13 protein-coding genes and 1 pseudogene are annotated in these 14,131 nt (G+C 71.6%); 5 read left to right on the top strand and 9 right to left on the bottom strand.

Features of this window, described 5'->3' with window-relative positions; all coding sequences use genetic code 11:
* The 8 genes and pseudogenes from ACWD5D_RS27820 to ACWD5D_RS27785 form a co-directional block, all read right to left on the bottom strand.
* Positions 1-85: pseudogene (locus tag ACWD5D_RS27820) on the bottom strand (flavin reductase); the annotation flags it as partial.
* A 129-nt stretch (positions 86-214) separates the two neighbouring features.
* Positions 215-1,867: a dipeptide ABC transporter ATP-binding protein gene (locus ACWD5D_RS27815; RefSeq protein ID WP_451375484.1), complete on the bottom strand. Its 1,653-nt coding sequence runs from the start codon at positions 1,865-1,867 to the stop codon at positions 215-217.
* Entirely contained in the window at positions 1,864-2,862 is a 999-nt protein-coding gene (locus tag ACWD5D_RS27810) for an ABC transporter permease (RefSeq protein ID WP_451375483.1), read from the bottom strand. The genes ACWD5D_RS27815 and ACWD5D_RS27810 overlap by 4 nt, the downstream gene beginning before the upstream one ends.
* Entirely contained in the window at positions 2,859-3,869 is a 1,011-nt protein-coding gene (locus tag ACWD5D_RS27805; RefSeq protein ID WP_451375482.1) for an ABC transporter permease, read from the bottom strand. Before ACWD5D_RS27805 ends, ACWD5D_RS27810 begins: the two co-directional genes overlap by 4 nt.
* A 4-nt stretch (positions 3,870-3,873) precedes the next feature.
* Entirely contained in the window at positions 3,874-5,592 is a 1,719-nt protein-coding gene (locus ACWD5D_RS27800; protein WP_451375481.1) for an ABC transporter substrate-binding protein, read from the bottom strand.
* Between the two features lie 204 nt (positions 5,593-5,796).
* Complete coding sequence (locus ACWD5D_RS27795) at positions 5,797-5,892, bottom strand: Ms4533A family Cys-rich leader peptide (protein ID WP_451375480.1); 96 nt, start codon at positions 5,890-5,892, stop codon at positions 5,797-5,799.
* Between the two features lie 56 nt (positions 5,893-5,948).
* Positions 5,949-7,649, bottom strand: coding sequence for a DUF3152 domain-containing protein (locus ACWD5D_RS27790; RefSeq protein WP_451375479.1), 1,701 nt, complete (start codon positions 7,647-7,649; stop codon positions 5,949-5,951).
* 8 nt (positions 7,650-7,657) lie between these two features.
* Positions 7,658-8,632, bottom strand: a complete 975-nt coding sequence (locus ACWD5D_RS27785; RefSeq protein ID WP_451375478.1) for an alpha/beta fold hydrolase — start codon at positions 8,630-8,632, stop codon at positions 7,658-7,660.
* 215 nt (positions 8,633-8,847) lie between these two features.
* On the opposite strand from ACWD5D_RS27785, the gene ACWD5D_RS27780 reads away from it, so the two are divergent.
* The 4 genes from ACWD5D_RS27780 to ACWD5D_RS27765 all read left to right on the top strand — a co-directional run bounded on the left by ACWD5D_RS27780 (position 8,848) and on the right by ACWD5D_RS27765 (position 10,724).
* On the top strand, positions 8,848-9,069 hold the full coding sequence (locus ACWD5D_RS27780; RefSeq protein WP_451375477.1) for a hypothetical protein: 222 nt from the start codon (positions 8,848-8,850) through the stop codon (positions 9,067-9,069).
* Positions 9,070-9,235: 166 nt separating this feature from the next.
* Positions 9,236-9,877 carry a TetR/AcrR family transcriptional regulator gene (locus tag ACWD5D_RS27775; protein WP_451375476.1) on the top strand — a complete coding sequence of 214 codons (642 nt, stop codon included), beginning with the start codon at positions 9,236-9,238 and terminating at the stop codon, positions 9,875-9,877.
* Positions 9,878-10,011: 134 nt separating this feature from the next.
* Entirely contained in the window at positions 10,012-10,239 is a 228-nt protein-coding gene (locus ACWD5D_RS27770; RefSeq protein ID WP_451375475.1) for a DUF3107 domain-containing protein, read from the top strand.
* Between the two features lie 215 nt (positions 10,240-10,454).
* Positions 10,455-10,724 (top strand): hypothetical protein, encoded by a 270-nt coding sequence (locus tag ACWD5D_RS27765; RefSeq protein WP_451375495.1) that lies wholly within the window; start codon positions 10,455-10,457, stop codon positions 10,722-10,724.
* 124 nt (positions 10,725-10,848) lie between these two features.
* Here ACWD5D_RS27765 and ACWD5D_RS27760 read toward each other — a convergent pair whose 3' ends face one another.
* Entirely contained in the window at positions 10,849-11,595 is a 747-nt protein-coding gene (locus ACWD5D_RS27760) for a ferritin-like fold-containing protein (protein WP_451375474.1), read from the bottom strand.
* A 505-nt stretch (positions 11,596-12,100) separates the two neighbouring features.
* Here ACWD5D_RS27760 and ACWD5D_RS27755 point away from each other — a divergent pair.
* Positions 12,101-14,131 (top strand): DEAD/DEAH box helicase (locus ACWD5D_RS27755; RefSeq protein WP_451375494.1); only part of this gene is annotated, 2,031 nt, incomplete at its 3' end.

Below are 14,131 nucleotides of genomic sequence, written 5' to 3'. Positions count from 1 at the left end.
CCGTGAACTTGTCCGCGCCGCTCACCGCGAAGGCCCGGCACAGCGGGCCCTGCCCGGCGCTGAGCACGTTGACGCATGGTTGTCCGTCGCGCCACCAAAAGGGGTGAACGGTCGTAACTTTCGCGTGCAGGTCGCGTTCGACCGCGCTAAGAGTTCACACGGTGATCGCGTGTACGCGTAACGTCACGTCGCCGCGCGGGATCGCCCGGCGGCATCACACCTCGGCGGGCTCGCGCCGGGCCGTGCGCCGCCGGGACGCCACCTCCGGATCCAGGGCGGGTACGGCGGCCAGGAGCTGCCTGGTGTACGGATCGCGCGGGGCGTCGTACACCTCGTCGGCGGGCCCGGACTCGACGACCTGTCCGCGGCGCATGACCGCGACCCGGTCGCTGACCTGGCGGACCACGGCGAGGTCGTGCGCGACGAACACGAGCGCGAGGCCGAGTTCGCGCTGCAACTCCCCCAGGAGGGCGACCACTTGGGCCTGCGTCGTGACATCGAGCGCGGAGACCGGCTCGTCGCAGACGATGACGCGCGGGTCGGCGGCGAGTGCCCGCGCGATGCCCACGCGCTGACGCTGTCCGCCGCTGAACTCGTGCGGGTAGCGGTCGTAGTGCGCCGCTTCGAGGCCCACGCGCTCCAGCAGTTCCGTCACGCGTCCCCGGACGCGCCGCTCGTCCTTCTCCCCCCGCGCGCGGAGCGGGTCGGCGATGGACTCGCCCACGCTGCGGCGGGGGTTGAGGGAGGAGACGGGGTCCTGGAAGACCATCTGGACGGCCGGGTTCACGCCGGTGTGCGGGCGCCCCTCGTAGCGGATCGCGCCGGCGGTCGGCTCCAGCAGTCCCACGAGCATGCGGCCCAGGGTCGTCTTGCCGCTGCCGCTCTCGCCCACGATCCCCAGGGTCTCGCCCCGGCGGAGGGTCAGCGAGACGTCGTCCACGGCCGTGAAGGCTCGCCTGCCACGCCCGAACACGCGCCGCAGGCCGGTCGCCTCCAGCACGACCTCGCCGGACGCCTCTGCCGACTCTTCCGACACGGCCGACTCTTCCGACACGGCCGACTCGGCGGACTTCTCCGCGGGGGCGCGGCGCGGGGCGTCCACGCGTGGGACGGCGCCGAGGAGTTCGCGGGTGTACGTCTGCTCCGGCGCCCCGAGGACGCTGCTCACCGGGCCGCGTTCGACGGCCCTGCCGTGCCGCATGACCAGCACGTCGTCGACGCTCTCGGCGGCGACGCCGACGTCGTGCGTGACGAGCAGGAGGCCCATGCCGGTCTCCTCGCGCAGCGTGTGCAGCAGGTCGAGGATCTGGGCCTGCACGGTCACGTCGAGGGCGGTGGTGGGCTCGTCGGCGATCAGCAGCTCGGGTTCGCAGGCGAGGGCCATGGCGATGAGGGCGCGCTGGCGCATGCCGCCGCTGAACTCGTGCGGGCGGGATCGGGAGCGCCGTACGGCGTCCGGAATCCCCACCCGGTCCAGGACTTCGACGGCACGCGCGCGTGCCGCTCGCCGTGACGCGCGCGTGTGGACGCGGTACACCTCGGCGATCTGGTCGCCGATCGCGTAGTACGGGTCGAGCGAGGACAGCGGGTCCTGGAAGACCATGGCCGCCTTGGCCCCGCGCAGCCGCCGCAGCTCCTCGTCCGAGGCCTGCCGCACGTCGCTGCCGGCGACCCGGACGGCGCCGCCCACCTGTGCTCCGGTGCCCCGGTGCAGGCCCAGCAGGGCGCCCGCGACCGTGGACTTGCCGGAGCCGGACTCGCCGACGAGGGCCAGGGCGGCCCCCTTCTCCAGACTGAAGGAGAGTCCGTCCACGGCCCGCACGGAACCGAACGCGACGGTGAGGTCGGTGACTTCCACCAGGCTCATGCGAGTACCACCCGTCGGTCGGCCACCGCGTACAGGACGTCCGCGACGGCGTTGGCGATGACCACGAAGAAGCCGACGACCAGGACCATGCCGACGACCACGGGAAGGTCGACGACCTTCACCGCGTGCACTAGCTCCTGGCCGATGCCGGGCAGGCCGAACAGGGTCTCGGTGAGGACCGCGCCGCCGACGGCCGAGCCGACGTTGTTGGCGTTCAGCGCGATCACGGGCGCGAGCGCCCCGCGCAGGGCGTGACGGCCGACGATCGCGCGCTCGGAGACGCCGTACGCGCGGAACGTGCGGATGTGGTCCTCGGCGAGCGTCTCCAGCATCGCCGCCCGGGTGAGCCGGGCGAACGCGGCCGCCTCGATCAGGGCCAGTGACAGCCAGGGCAGCAGCAGGTTCCACGCCCACTGTTCGGGGTCGTCGGCGAAGTCCACGTACTCCGGGAAGGGCAGCAGCTGGAGCTGGCCGCAGACGACGATCATCAGGACCAGGCCCAGTACGAAGACGGGTGTGGCCCAGCCGGCGAGGGTGAGGACGGTCAGCACGCGCTCGGAGAGGCGGCCGCGCCGCCACGCGGACAGCACGCCGGTGCCGACGCCGAGGACGAGCCAGAGCACCATCGCGCCGGCGACGAGTGACAGGCTGACCGGCAGCTTGGTCAGGATGATGTCCAGCACCTGCTGGTCGCTCTGGTACGACAGCCCGAGGCAGGGTGCCGGGCAGTGCTGCACCGCGGTGCCCGTCGAGTAGTCCTGGCCGGCGACGAGGCCCTCCAGGAAGTGCCAGTAGCGCAGGTAGAGCGGGTCGCCGAGCTTGAGCTGCGCGGCGACCTGGTGCACCTGTTCCGGGGAGCAGCGCGGGCCGCAGGTGATCTGTGCGACGTTGCCGGGGGTTGCGTAGAAGACGACGTAGACGAGCACCGAGACGGCGAGCAGGGTGATCACCGTGCCGAGGGCACGGCGCAGCAGGAATCCACCGAAGCCGCTCATGAGGTCTTCTCCTTGCCGGTGCCGCCCTTGTCCCCGCGGCCGGTGCCGATGCGCAGCCGGGAGGCCGCGCGGGGGTCGAGGGCGGTGCGCACGCCGTCGCCGAGGGCGGTGAGGGCGAGGACGGTGACGAACAGGGCGCCGGCCGGCAGCAGCAGGTACTGGGGTGCCGCCTGGTACCAGATGTTCGCGGCGGTGAGCATCTGTCCCCAGGAGGGCGTCGGCGGCTTCACGCCGACGCCGAGGAAGGACAGGGCCGCCTCGGCGGAGATGTTGGTGGGCACCAGCAGCGCGGCGTAGGTGATGACGGGTGCGGCGAGACCGGGCAGCAGCTCGCGGCGGGCGATCCTCCAGGCGCCCCAGCCGCTGAGCCGGGCCGCGGACACGTAGTCGAGGCCCTTGAGGGCGAGGGTCTGGGCGCGCACGATCTTCGCGATGTTGCCCCAGGCGATCAGGCCGATGACCAGCGTGACCAGGACGGGCCGCGGGAAACTCGCCGGCACGATCGCGAGCAGCGCCAACGACATGATCATCAGGGGCAGCGCGACGATGATGTCCGTGGCGCGGCTCAACAGTTGATCGACCCATCGGTTGCCGAGGGCGGAGGCCACGCCGACCGCGACACCGATGACGACCTGGATCAGGGTGGCCGCGAGGGCCGCGCCCAGCGAGACGCGCGCGCCGTACACCAGCCGTGCGAACAGGTCGCGGCCGGTCTGCGGTTCGACGCCCAGCCAGTGGTCGGCGCCGATGCCGCCGAAGGACCCGACGGGCACGCCTCCGCGCGCGGAGTCGATCAGGGAGGGGTGGTAGGTGGTCGGGTCCTGGCCCTCGATCGCCGTGAGCAGCGGGGCGGCGAGCGCCACCAGGACGAGCAGCGCGACGACGACGGCGGCGACCAGCGCGGCGCGCTGCGCCCGCAGCCGCCGCCAGAACTGACGGGCCCCCGAGGCCGCCGGGGCGGACGTGTCCGCCCCGGCGGCCTCGACGGCGACAAGTGCCTCGCTCACGGGGTTACTTCACCGCGACCTGGGAGATGTCCAGCACGCCGGTCCAGTCGCTGATGACGACGTTGCGGACGTCCTTGCCGTACAGGCGCTTGTAGACCGGGTGGAACAGCGGCACGACGAGGGCCTGTTCGCCGATCTTCTTGTCCAGTGCACCCCACCGCTCGGCGGCCGCGTCGAGGTCGGTCAACTTGTTGATCGCGTCGATCTCGTCATTGACCGACTTGTCGTCGAGCAGGCCGGTGTTGAAGTTCGCGCCGTCCTTGACGATCTGCCGGCCATCGAAGATCGGGGCGAGGAAGGGGCCGCCGGAGGGCCAGTCGGCACCCCAGTGGGCGAGGAAGAAGCCGGGCTCGGTCCTGACGTTGTGGATCTTGTCCGAGTAGTCGTTCTCCTCCAGACCCTGGAGCTTGACCGTGATGCCGGCCTTCTTGAGCGCGTCCTGGAGCGCGGTGGCGATCTCCGGGCTGGTCTCGAAATCCTTGCTGTTGGAATGGGTGAGGGTGACGGTGAGCCCGTTTCCGTGGCCCGCCTCCTTCAGCAGCTGCCTGGCCTTGGCCGCGTTGCCGGCCTTGCCCGCCGGGAAGAGGTCGTACGGCGTGTAGCCGAAGGACTTCTGGTCGGGCAGGAAGGTGGTGGCGGGCTCGGCGAGCGCCGAACCGCCGGCCGCGTTGACGACGGAGGACCGGTCGACGGCGTACGAGATCGCCTGCCGCACCTTCGGGTCGTCGAACGGCTTCACCTTCGGGTTGAAGGCGATGTAGTTCGTGTAGCCGAAGTGACCGGTGCCCACGCGCGCGGCGAGGTCCTTGTCGCCGGTCACCTTGGCGAGTTCGGCCGGGCCGAGGTTCGTGTCCGTGGTGACGGCGGCGGCGTCGGCGCCCTGGGACGAGGACAGCCGCTGGTTGATCACGGACGCGTCGAGCCCCGACCGTACGTCGATGGTGTCCGGGTAGGCCTTGCGCTCGGCGTCGACGTCCGTGGACCAGTGGGTGTTGCGCTTCAGGACGAGGTGCTCGCCGTCGTTCTCGTTGCTGACGACCCTGTAGGGGCCGGACGAGACCGGGTGCTCCTCGTACTTGGTGCCCGTGTCCTTGCTCTTCGGGACGGGGGTGAACTGCGTCTGCGTGGCCAGGAAGGGGAACTCGCCCTCGGGCTTGTTCAGGTGGAAGACGATGGTCCGCTCGTCGGGCGTCTCGATCGCCGAGAGGCCCTTCTTGTCCTTGTAGGGGCCCTGGTAGTCGGCCGCGCCGACCAGCCAGTCCCGCAGGTAGGGGGCGCCTCCGGAGAGTTCGGGGGCGAAGGAGCGCTCGATGCCGTACTTGATGTCGGCCGAGGTGATCGGGGTGCCGTCCTCGTACGTGAGCCCCTTCTTCAGGGTGTACGTCCACACGGTCGCGTCCTTGTTGGGGCGCCCGGTGTCGGTCGCGAGGTCCGGGACGACCTCGGCGCCGGCCGCGCCGTTCTCGCGGTTGCGCGTGGTGAGGGTGCGGAAGACGAGCGAGGGAACGTTTCCGCCGCCGGAGGTGTAGAGGCGCGCGGGGTCGAAGTCCTGCTGCGGGTTGGCGTTGAGGACCGTGAGCGTGCCGCCCTTGTGCGGCGCGGAGTCGCCACCGGAGCCCTGGGCATCGCCGTCCTTCGGGCCGCAGGCGGCGACGCCCGCTGCCACGACCAGGCTGACGGATGCCGCGGCCACACGGCGCGCTGTGACGGACGTTTGACGCATGGGAATGACGACCTCTCGGGGAGCTGATCGAGAAATTCTCGAAGAGTGAGACAAGGAGACAAGGAGTGAGACGTCTGGGGACAGACGTCAGCCCGGCGTCGAGTCATCGAGTCGTCACATCGTCAAGTCGCCGAAAAGAACCGCGACAGGGTCACGGACGCGGAAATGAGAGAGAGTCGCGACGCGAACGCCAGGGAGGCGGCGTCAGCAACAGTGGATGTCGGCCACGCAGAGTGCGGTCACGCCGATCAGCGCCAGCTCGATGGCGGCGCGAGGGGAGACGGCATGACTGGACCACATGGGCAGAAATATGAACGAACATGCGACTCATGTCAATGTGACGTGAGTGGCACCAGTCAACTGGTGGGGTAAGGCCAGGAGTTGGGCAGGCAGTGGATTCCGTCGTGGTCGAGGAACTTGGTCTGCTGCTGCATGACCGGCGCGAGCTCGCCGTCCCTCTGGCACGACACATGGCCGTAACCGAGGCGGTGGCCGACCTCGTGGTTGATGAGCATCTGCCGGTATGCGTAGATTTCGTCCCCGTATGTCTCACTGCCCTGGGCCCAGCGGTAGGCGTTGATCATCACACGCTCGGTGGACGCCGAGTCGCAGGAGACGTTGTCCTGCGTGGTGTCCAGGCCCGACTTGGCACACCACTTGGCGGTGGTGCCGGGGCTGGCGAGCGTGATCACGAAGTCGGCCTTGTCGCTGTCGACGCGCTCGAAGGTGCGGGCACCGCCGTGGGCCCAGCTGCGGGGGTCGTTGAGCGTCTTCTGCACGGCCTCGGCGAACAGCGCGCCGTCCAGTCCGAGTCCCTGCTCGACGTCGATGCGGTAGGCGTACTTCCGGCCCGCGCCGGGCGCCTTGTCGAAGCCCGGTACGGCGGCGAACTTGCCCGAGGCGCGCAGCGTCGCGCCGAGCGGGTACTTCTTGTCCATCTTCTGCGCGTACGTCAGCGGGACGACAGTCGGTGCGGCGGACGGGGTCGTCTGCCCCTGGGCCCGGGTGTCGCGCGCCTGGTCGTCGGTGGCGGACTGCGCCCGCGCGTCCCGCCCGGCGCGGTCGTGGGCGACGTGCCCCGCGACGACCACCGCGAGCACCGTGGTCACCGCGGCCGCCGCGATCCCCGTGAACGCCCGCCCCTTGCCGCCACCGCGCTGCGCGGGCACACGGGTCGCGGACGCGTCGTCCCCGTCGTCACCGGCACCCGAGACGGCCGGTTCGACAGCGCTGCCGAGCGACTCCTCCGCCTCGACGGACCCGACCGGACCGACGGCACCGGTCCCGCGAGAGGGGGTGAAGACGTCGGCGTCCTCGTCGAACGCCTCGATGTAGTCCTGGCGAGGACCGGCACCGGATCCACCGGGCCCGCCCTTCCGCTGCCGCGGCAACGAGGTCGCCGCGCCGGGCCCACCCGGCCCCTGCCGCGTCTCGGCGGCAGCCCCGGCACCACCCGCACCCCGACCCGCGAACTCGCCCCAGCCACCACCGTGTTCACGTTGCTCGGGGTGACCACCACGAGCGGCCGAACCACCACCGACCCGCGGGACACCACCGCCCGGAAGCCGGGGAGTGCCCTGCGCGGGCGCACCGTCCGCAAGCCGGGGAATGCCGTGAGCGGGAGTGCCGTCCGCAAGCCGAGGCACACCACGGGCCGGCGTGCCGTCGGGCAGCCGCGGAATGCCCTGGGCGGGCGTACCGTCCGGAAGCCGAGCCACACCACGGGCCGGCGTGCCGTCGGGCAGCCGCGGAATGCCCTGCGCGGGCGCACCGTCCGCAAGCCGGGGCACACCGCGCGCGGGCGTCCGCTCCATGGACGGCGGGAAGCCCGGCGCGCCCTGGGGAGTCCGTGGGCCGCCGTGGCCGGCGCCGTGAGCGTCGCCGGTGCCCACACCCACGGGCGCCTGCCGCTGCCCGGGCAGGCCCGGCTTCCGGGCGTCGCCGGGAGGCGGGGAGGCCGCGCCGGCCACCGCGCCGCGCTGGGCGGCGGTGCCGGAGGTCCCTATGTCGGCGTTCTCGTCCTTGGCCGCCGGTCCGCGGCGGCTGTGGCGTCCCACGTCGGCCCTCAGCTCCCCGCGCCCGTGACGGGGACGTTATCGGCGAGGAGTTCACGAAACGCCCCGCCAACGACCTCCGGGTATTCCATCATCGCCACGTGCCCGGCCTCGGGCAGGGACAGCAGGCGGGAGTCACGGAAGGAACGGGCGGCCTTCTGGGCCATGCGGTAGCCGACGAGCTGGTCGCGGCCGCCGTAGACGAGCAGGGTCGGCGCGAGCACCCGCTCGGCCTGACGCCACAGCCCGTGCTGACCGCCCAGCGTGTAGGCGTTGACGATCCCGCGCGCGGAGCGTGCCATCGCGTCCCAGAAGTACGGGAGCTGCAACCGCCGCTCCAACTCCTCCACGGCGTGCCCGAACGCCTCGGGCGTGACCTGCCCGGGGTCGCCGTAGCAGAGCCCCAGGACGCCGCGCACCCGCTGCTCGGCCGTCCACTCCCGGGTGAGCCGACCGAACAGGGTGGCCACACCGGGCAGGCCCAGCAGAGCCGTGGGCGCCGCGGTCCGCTGGATCCGCAGTTCCGGCAGCGCGGGCGAGATCAGCGTGAGGGTGCGGACGAGATCGGGGCGTACGGCGGCCACGCGCGTGGCGACGGCGCCGCCGAGCGAGTTGCCGAAGAGGTGGACCGGGCCACGGTCCGCGGCGTCGAGATGGCGGATCACCGCGCGCGCGTGTCCGGTGACGGAGTAGTCGCCGTCGTCCGGGGGCGGGGAGTCGCCGAAGCCCGGCAGATCGACCGCCTCGCCGTCGACGACCTCCTCCAGCTCGGCCATCAGCGCGGACCAGTTCTGCGAGGAACCGCCCAGCCCGTGGACGTACAGCGCGGCCGGAAGCCCCTCGCGCGCGGGTGGCCGGGAACGGATCGACAGGGTGACCCCCGGCAGCCTCACGGACCTCAGCCGCTCGCCCTCACCGACCCTGACGGGCGCCACCCTCGGAAGCACACTGGCGGCCGGCACGGACGGCGACTCGGTCGAAGACATGCGGCAATGTTACGAGACGATCACACTGTGGCTCGTGTGTTCGCCGTCACAGAAATGGAACAGGACGGTCGGAGGAGTGAACAGCGGGGACGGCCCGTACGGCGAACGGGCGCCGATGCCATGGCGTCCGGATGGGCTGTCTCCTACGCTCGTACAGAGGGCACCCGCGTGTGGCTCCTGCTGCATCCAGGGCGTTCGTAGGAAGGGAGCCCACCATGGCCTATGACCCCACCGAGCCCGATGCGATCGAGGACCAGGCGGCCGACACCCCGGTGATCGACGTCGAGGCCCCGGAGGGCGACTCCGTCGAGCAGCACGCCGTCGTCACACCGGAGCGCGACGACCCCATGACCGGCGTGGATCCGGCCCGGGGGAACGTGGCCGACCTGGTCGAGCAGAGGCGTGTCGTCTCACTCGACGAGGAGGATTACCGCTGACCTCACAGGTTCTCGCGACACCCGGTACGCAGCGCCGGGCCCGGTGCACGGCTTTCGTCGTCGTCCGGTACATGAAATTCTGCGCTCGCACCGCGCACACCACGGTTACCGAAAAGTACGATGGCCGCGCGGCCGACACCGCATGTGGACGACTTTGGGAGGCGGCGTGACAGCCATCGAGCAAACTGAGGCGGCACGCCCGCGTGGCACCCGTCTGCCGCGCCGAGCCCGACGGAACCAGCTGCTGGGCGCCGCCCAGGAGGTATTCGTCGTACAGGGCTACCACGCAGCCGCGATGGACGACATCGCCGAACGGGCCGGCGTCAGCAAGCCGGTGCTCTACCAGCACTTTCCCGGCAAACTCGACCTCTACCTCGCGCTGCTGGACCAGCACTGCGAGGCGCTGATCGAGGCCGTGCGCGGCGCGCTGGCCTCGACGACGGACAACAAGCAGCGCGTGTGGGCGACCATGGACGCCTATTTCGCGTACGTCGAGGACGACGGCGGCGCCTTCCGTCTGGTCTTCGAATCGGACCTGACGAACGAGCCCGCGGTGCGTGAGCGCGTCGACAAGGTGACCAACGAGTGCGCCGAGGCGATCTGCGAGGTCATCTCGGAGGACACCGGTCTCCCGCGCGCGGAGTCGATGCTGCTCGCCTCCGGCCTCGGCGGCCTCGCCCAGGTGGTGGCCCGCTCCTGGCTGCACAGCGACCGCAGCGTGCCGCGCGACCAGGCGGTGCAACTGCTGACCTCGCTGGCCTGGCGGGGCATCGCCGGCTTCCCGTTGCACGGCACCGACAACCACTGACGCCCGTTTGTTCCCGGGGACTGTTCGCTGTTGGCGTTCCGGCCCACAGCGTGTACGTCCCCTCACCGGGCTAATGTGTGCTGCGTACGGCGCGGAAGATCGCGCACATCACTGACCGTCGGAGGGACATAGCCGTGGAGGTCAAGATCGGCGTGCAGCACGCGCCCCGCGAGATCGTTCTGGAGAGCGGTCAGAGCGTCGAGGAGGTCGAGCGCCTGGTGGCCGAGGCACTGGCCGGAAAGTCGCACCTGCTGAGCCTCGAGGACGAGAAGGGCCGCAAGGTGCTGGTCCCGGCGGACCGTCTGGCGTACGTGGAGATCGGCGAGCCGACCATCCGCAAGGTGGGCTTCGGCACGCTGTAGGACCGCAGCAGACAGAACGGAGGGGGCCCGGCGGCCAGTGTGCCGCCGGGCCCCCTCCGCATGTCCCACGTGATGTCCCGCGTGCGCACCGCACGCGGGACGCACGCACACACAAGACGCACAACCCGTCCACAGCGGAGGATTGCACTCCGCAGGTCACGGGTATGACGGCCTACGACCGCGATGCACTGGCAGCCTTGGGAGGGAACACCGACATGATCCTGGAGACGCTCGGATCCGCCGTGCTCGGTCTGATCCTCGCGTGGGTGGCGACCCGCCGGCTCTCGCACCGGCTGCCCGCCCGTCCCCTGGTGTTCTCGACGGGCGTCGCCGGAGCCCTCTTCGGTGACTTCGTCACCCACAGCGCGCTGGGCTCCGCCAGCATCCTGCTGACCCTGCTGGGCGCCGCGATCGTCTCGGCGGCCTCCCTCTCCCTGCTCCTGCGCCCGACGGCCCGCCTGCGCCGCCGATCAGCGACGGCGTAGCCACCTACGCTTCCGGCGAGGCCCGGGGAGACTCCCCGGGGGCGCGGGGAACCGCGCGATCAGCCACAACGCACCGGCAGCCGCGAAATCGACCGAAACCACCCCCTGCAGAGCGCACCGGCTCTCAGGCCGCGAGGCCCAGCGCGGCCATCCGCTTCGTGTGCGCCTCGGTGATCCGCGAGAACATCCGGCCGACCTCGGCGAGATCGAACCCGTCGGCGACGCCGCCCACGAGCATCGTCGACAGCGCATCCCTGTCGGCGACAACCCGCTGCGACTGCGAGAGCGCCTCGCCCATCAGCCGCCGCGCCCACAGCGCCAGCCGGCCGCCCACGCGCGGGTCGGCGTCGATGGCCGCGCGCACCTTCTCCACCGCGAACTCGGCGTGCCCGGTGTCGTCCAGCACGGCGAGGACGAGCTCACGCGTGTCGGCGTCCAGGCGGGCGGCGACCTCCCGGTAGAAGTCGCTCGCGATCGAGTCGCCGACGTACGCCTTGACCAGGCCCTCCAGCCAGTCCGAGGGCGCCGTCTGCTTGTGGAAGCCGTCCAGCGCGGCGACGAACGGCTCCATCGCCGCGGTCGGCTCCTCACCGACCTCGGTGAGCCGGTCCCGCAGCCGCTCGAAGTGGTGGAACTCGGCCGAGGCCATCTTCGCCAGCTCCGCCTTGTCCGCGAGGGTCGGCGCCAGCTTGGCGTCCTCCGCGAGCCGCTCGAACGCGGCCAGTTCGCCGTACGCGAGCGCGCCGAGCAGATCCACGACCGCGGCACGGTAGTGCGGGTCCGCGGAGGCCTGCGCCCAGTCCTGGGCGGCGACACCGGTGGGTTCGGCGGGGGTGGCGGACGCGTTCTCAGCCTTGTCAGAGCTAGTCATGAGGCGCACAATAGCCCGCTCGCCGCCCCTCGGAAGGTCACGCCCGAGCACTGTGACGACGACTACGTGACCAAATCGGCCATCACGTGTGCGCGAATCCGGGGTATGGTGGTAATGCGCCTGCCAGAGTGCGTCGACGGTGTTCGACGTCTCCCGACAGGGCGCACGCATGAGGATGCCCGGTCGGTGGCCCGATCGGCTCCGACCCGACAGCCCTCCGTGGCCGTACTGCACTGTACGTACGACGACCGGAGGGACCCCTCAGCGGTTCGAGCGCTAGAGCGTCGGCAGAGGTTCCCGTGTCATACGGCTTGCCCCTGTGGTTCGCCCGTACGGCAGCCGACGTCCCTGGCACGGTCAGACATGACTCCCCGCGCTCGCCTCGCACCGCGCACACAGAAGAGGCATGACCCTGACTACGACGTTTCGTGAACTCGGAATCCTTCCCGAGACCGCCGAGGCCCTGGAGGCCGTCGGCATCATCAACCCCTTCCCCATCCAGGAGATGACCCTCCCCGTCGCCCTCTCGGGCACGGACGTCATCGGCCAGGCCAAGACCGGCACCGGCAAGACGCTGGGCTTCGGTCTCCCCCTCCTGGAGCGCGTCACCGTCCCCGCCGACGTCGAGGCCGGACGCGCCACCCCCGAGGACCTCACCGACGCGCCGCAGGCGCTCGTCGTCGTCCCCACGCGCGAGCTGTGCACGCAGGTCACCAACGACCTGCTGACGGCCGGCAAGGTCCGTAACGTGCGCGTGCTGGCGATCTACGGCGGCCGGGCCTACGAGCCCCAGGTCGAGGCCCTGAAGAAGGGTGTCGACGTGGTCGTCGGCACCCCGGGCCGACTGCTCGACCTCGCGGGCCAGAAGAAGCTGAATCTCAAGCACGTCAAGTCGCTCGTCCTCGACGAGGCCGACGAGATGCTCGACCTGGGCTTCCTGCCCGACGTCGAGAAGATCATCGACATGCTGCCGGCCAAGCGCCAGACCATGCTGTTCTCGGCCACCATGCCGGGCGCGGTCATCGGCCTCGCGCGCCGCTACATGTCCCGGCCCACGCACATCCGCGCCACGGCGCCGGACGACGAGGGCGCGACGGTCGCGAACATCAAGCAGTTCGTCTACCGCGCGCACAACATGGACAAGCCGGAGATGGTCGCCCGCATCCTGCAGGCCGAGGGCCGCGGGCTGGCGATGATCTTCTGCCGCACCAAGCGCACCGCCGCCGACATCGCCGAGCAGCTCCAGCGCCGCGGGTTCGCCTCCGGCGCGGTCCACGGCGACCTCGGCCAGGGCGCCCGCGAGCAGGCGCTGCGCGCCTTCCGCAACGGCAAGGTCGACGTCCTCGTGTGCACCGACGTCGCCGCACGCGGCATCGACGTCGAGGGCGTCACGCACGTCATCAACTACCAGTCCCCCGAGGACGAGAAGACGTACCTGCACCGGGTCGGCCGTACGGGCCGCGCGGGCGCCAAGGGTACGGCGATCACGTTCGTCGACTGGGACGACATCCCGCGCTGGCAGCTGATCAACAAGGCGCTGGAGCTGGACTTCAACGACCCGGTGGAGACGTACTCGTCGTCCCCGCACCTGTTCTCCGACCTCGGCATCCCCGCGGGCACGAAGGGCACCCTGCCGCGCTCGGAGCGGACCCGTGCGGGTCTGGACGCCGAGGAGCTCGAGGACCTGGGCGAGACCGGCGGACGCGGTGCGCGCGGCCGGGGCGGCCGTGGCGACCGGAACGACCGGGGTGGCCGTGGTGGCCGCGCCGAGTCCGAGGCGACCGAGCATTCGTCCCGTACGCCGCGACGCCGTCGCCGCACCCGCGGCGGTACTCCGCTGGCCGACTCCCCGGCCGCGAACGCCTCGGCGCCCCTCGCCGAGTCGGGCACCGCGGAGGAGTCCCAGGCGACCCGCACCCCGCGCCGCCGTCGCCGTACGCGCGGCGGAGCGTCGGCCGAGGCCGCCTCGGTCACGGCGACCGCGACGACCGCGACCCCTGAGGCCGCCGTCGACACCGCGGAGGGCCCGGCCGTCCTGGACACCCCGGACAAGCCGCGCCGTCGCCGCACCCGCAAGTCGGCCGAGGCCCCCGTGGCCGAGGCGCCGGCGACCGAGGTGACCGAGGCCGCGGCTGCGCCGGTCGTCACGTCCGAGGCCCCGGTGGCCGAGGCCCCGGTGGCCGAGACGGCTGCCCCCCGGCGCCGCACGCGCAAGTCCGCGGCCGCTGCCGCCGAGGCCGCTGTCGACACCGCCGAGGCCACCGAGGCCAAGCCGCGCCGCCGTACCCGCAAGACGGCCGAGCCGGCCGTCGAGACGGCCGTCGCAGCGCCCGAGGTCACGGAGGAAGCCGCCCCGGCGATCAAGCCGCGCCGCACGCGGAAGGCCACTGCTGCCGCCGAGGCCGCCGTGGACACCGCCGAAGGCACGGAGGCCAAGCCGCGCCGCACCACCCGCAAGAAGGCCGCCGCCGCACCGGAGACGGCCGAGACGGAGACCCCCGAGACCACGGCGACCACCGAGGCCAAGCCGCGCCGG

It is taken from the genome of Streptomyces sp. NPDC002520 (assembly GCF_053595235.1).
This window is presented reverse-complemented; position numbering and strand designations above follow the sequence as displayed.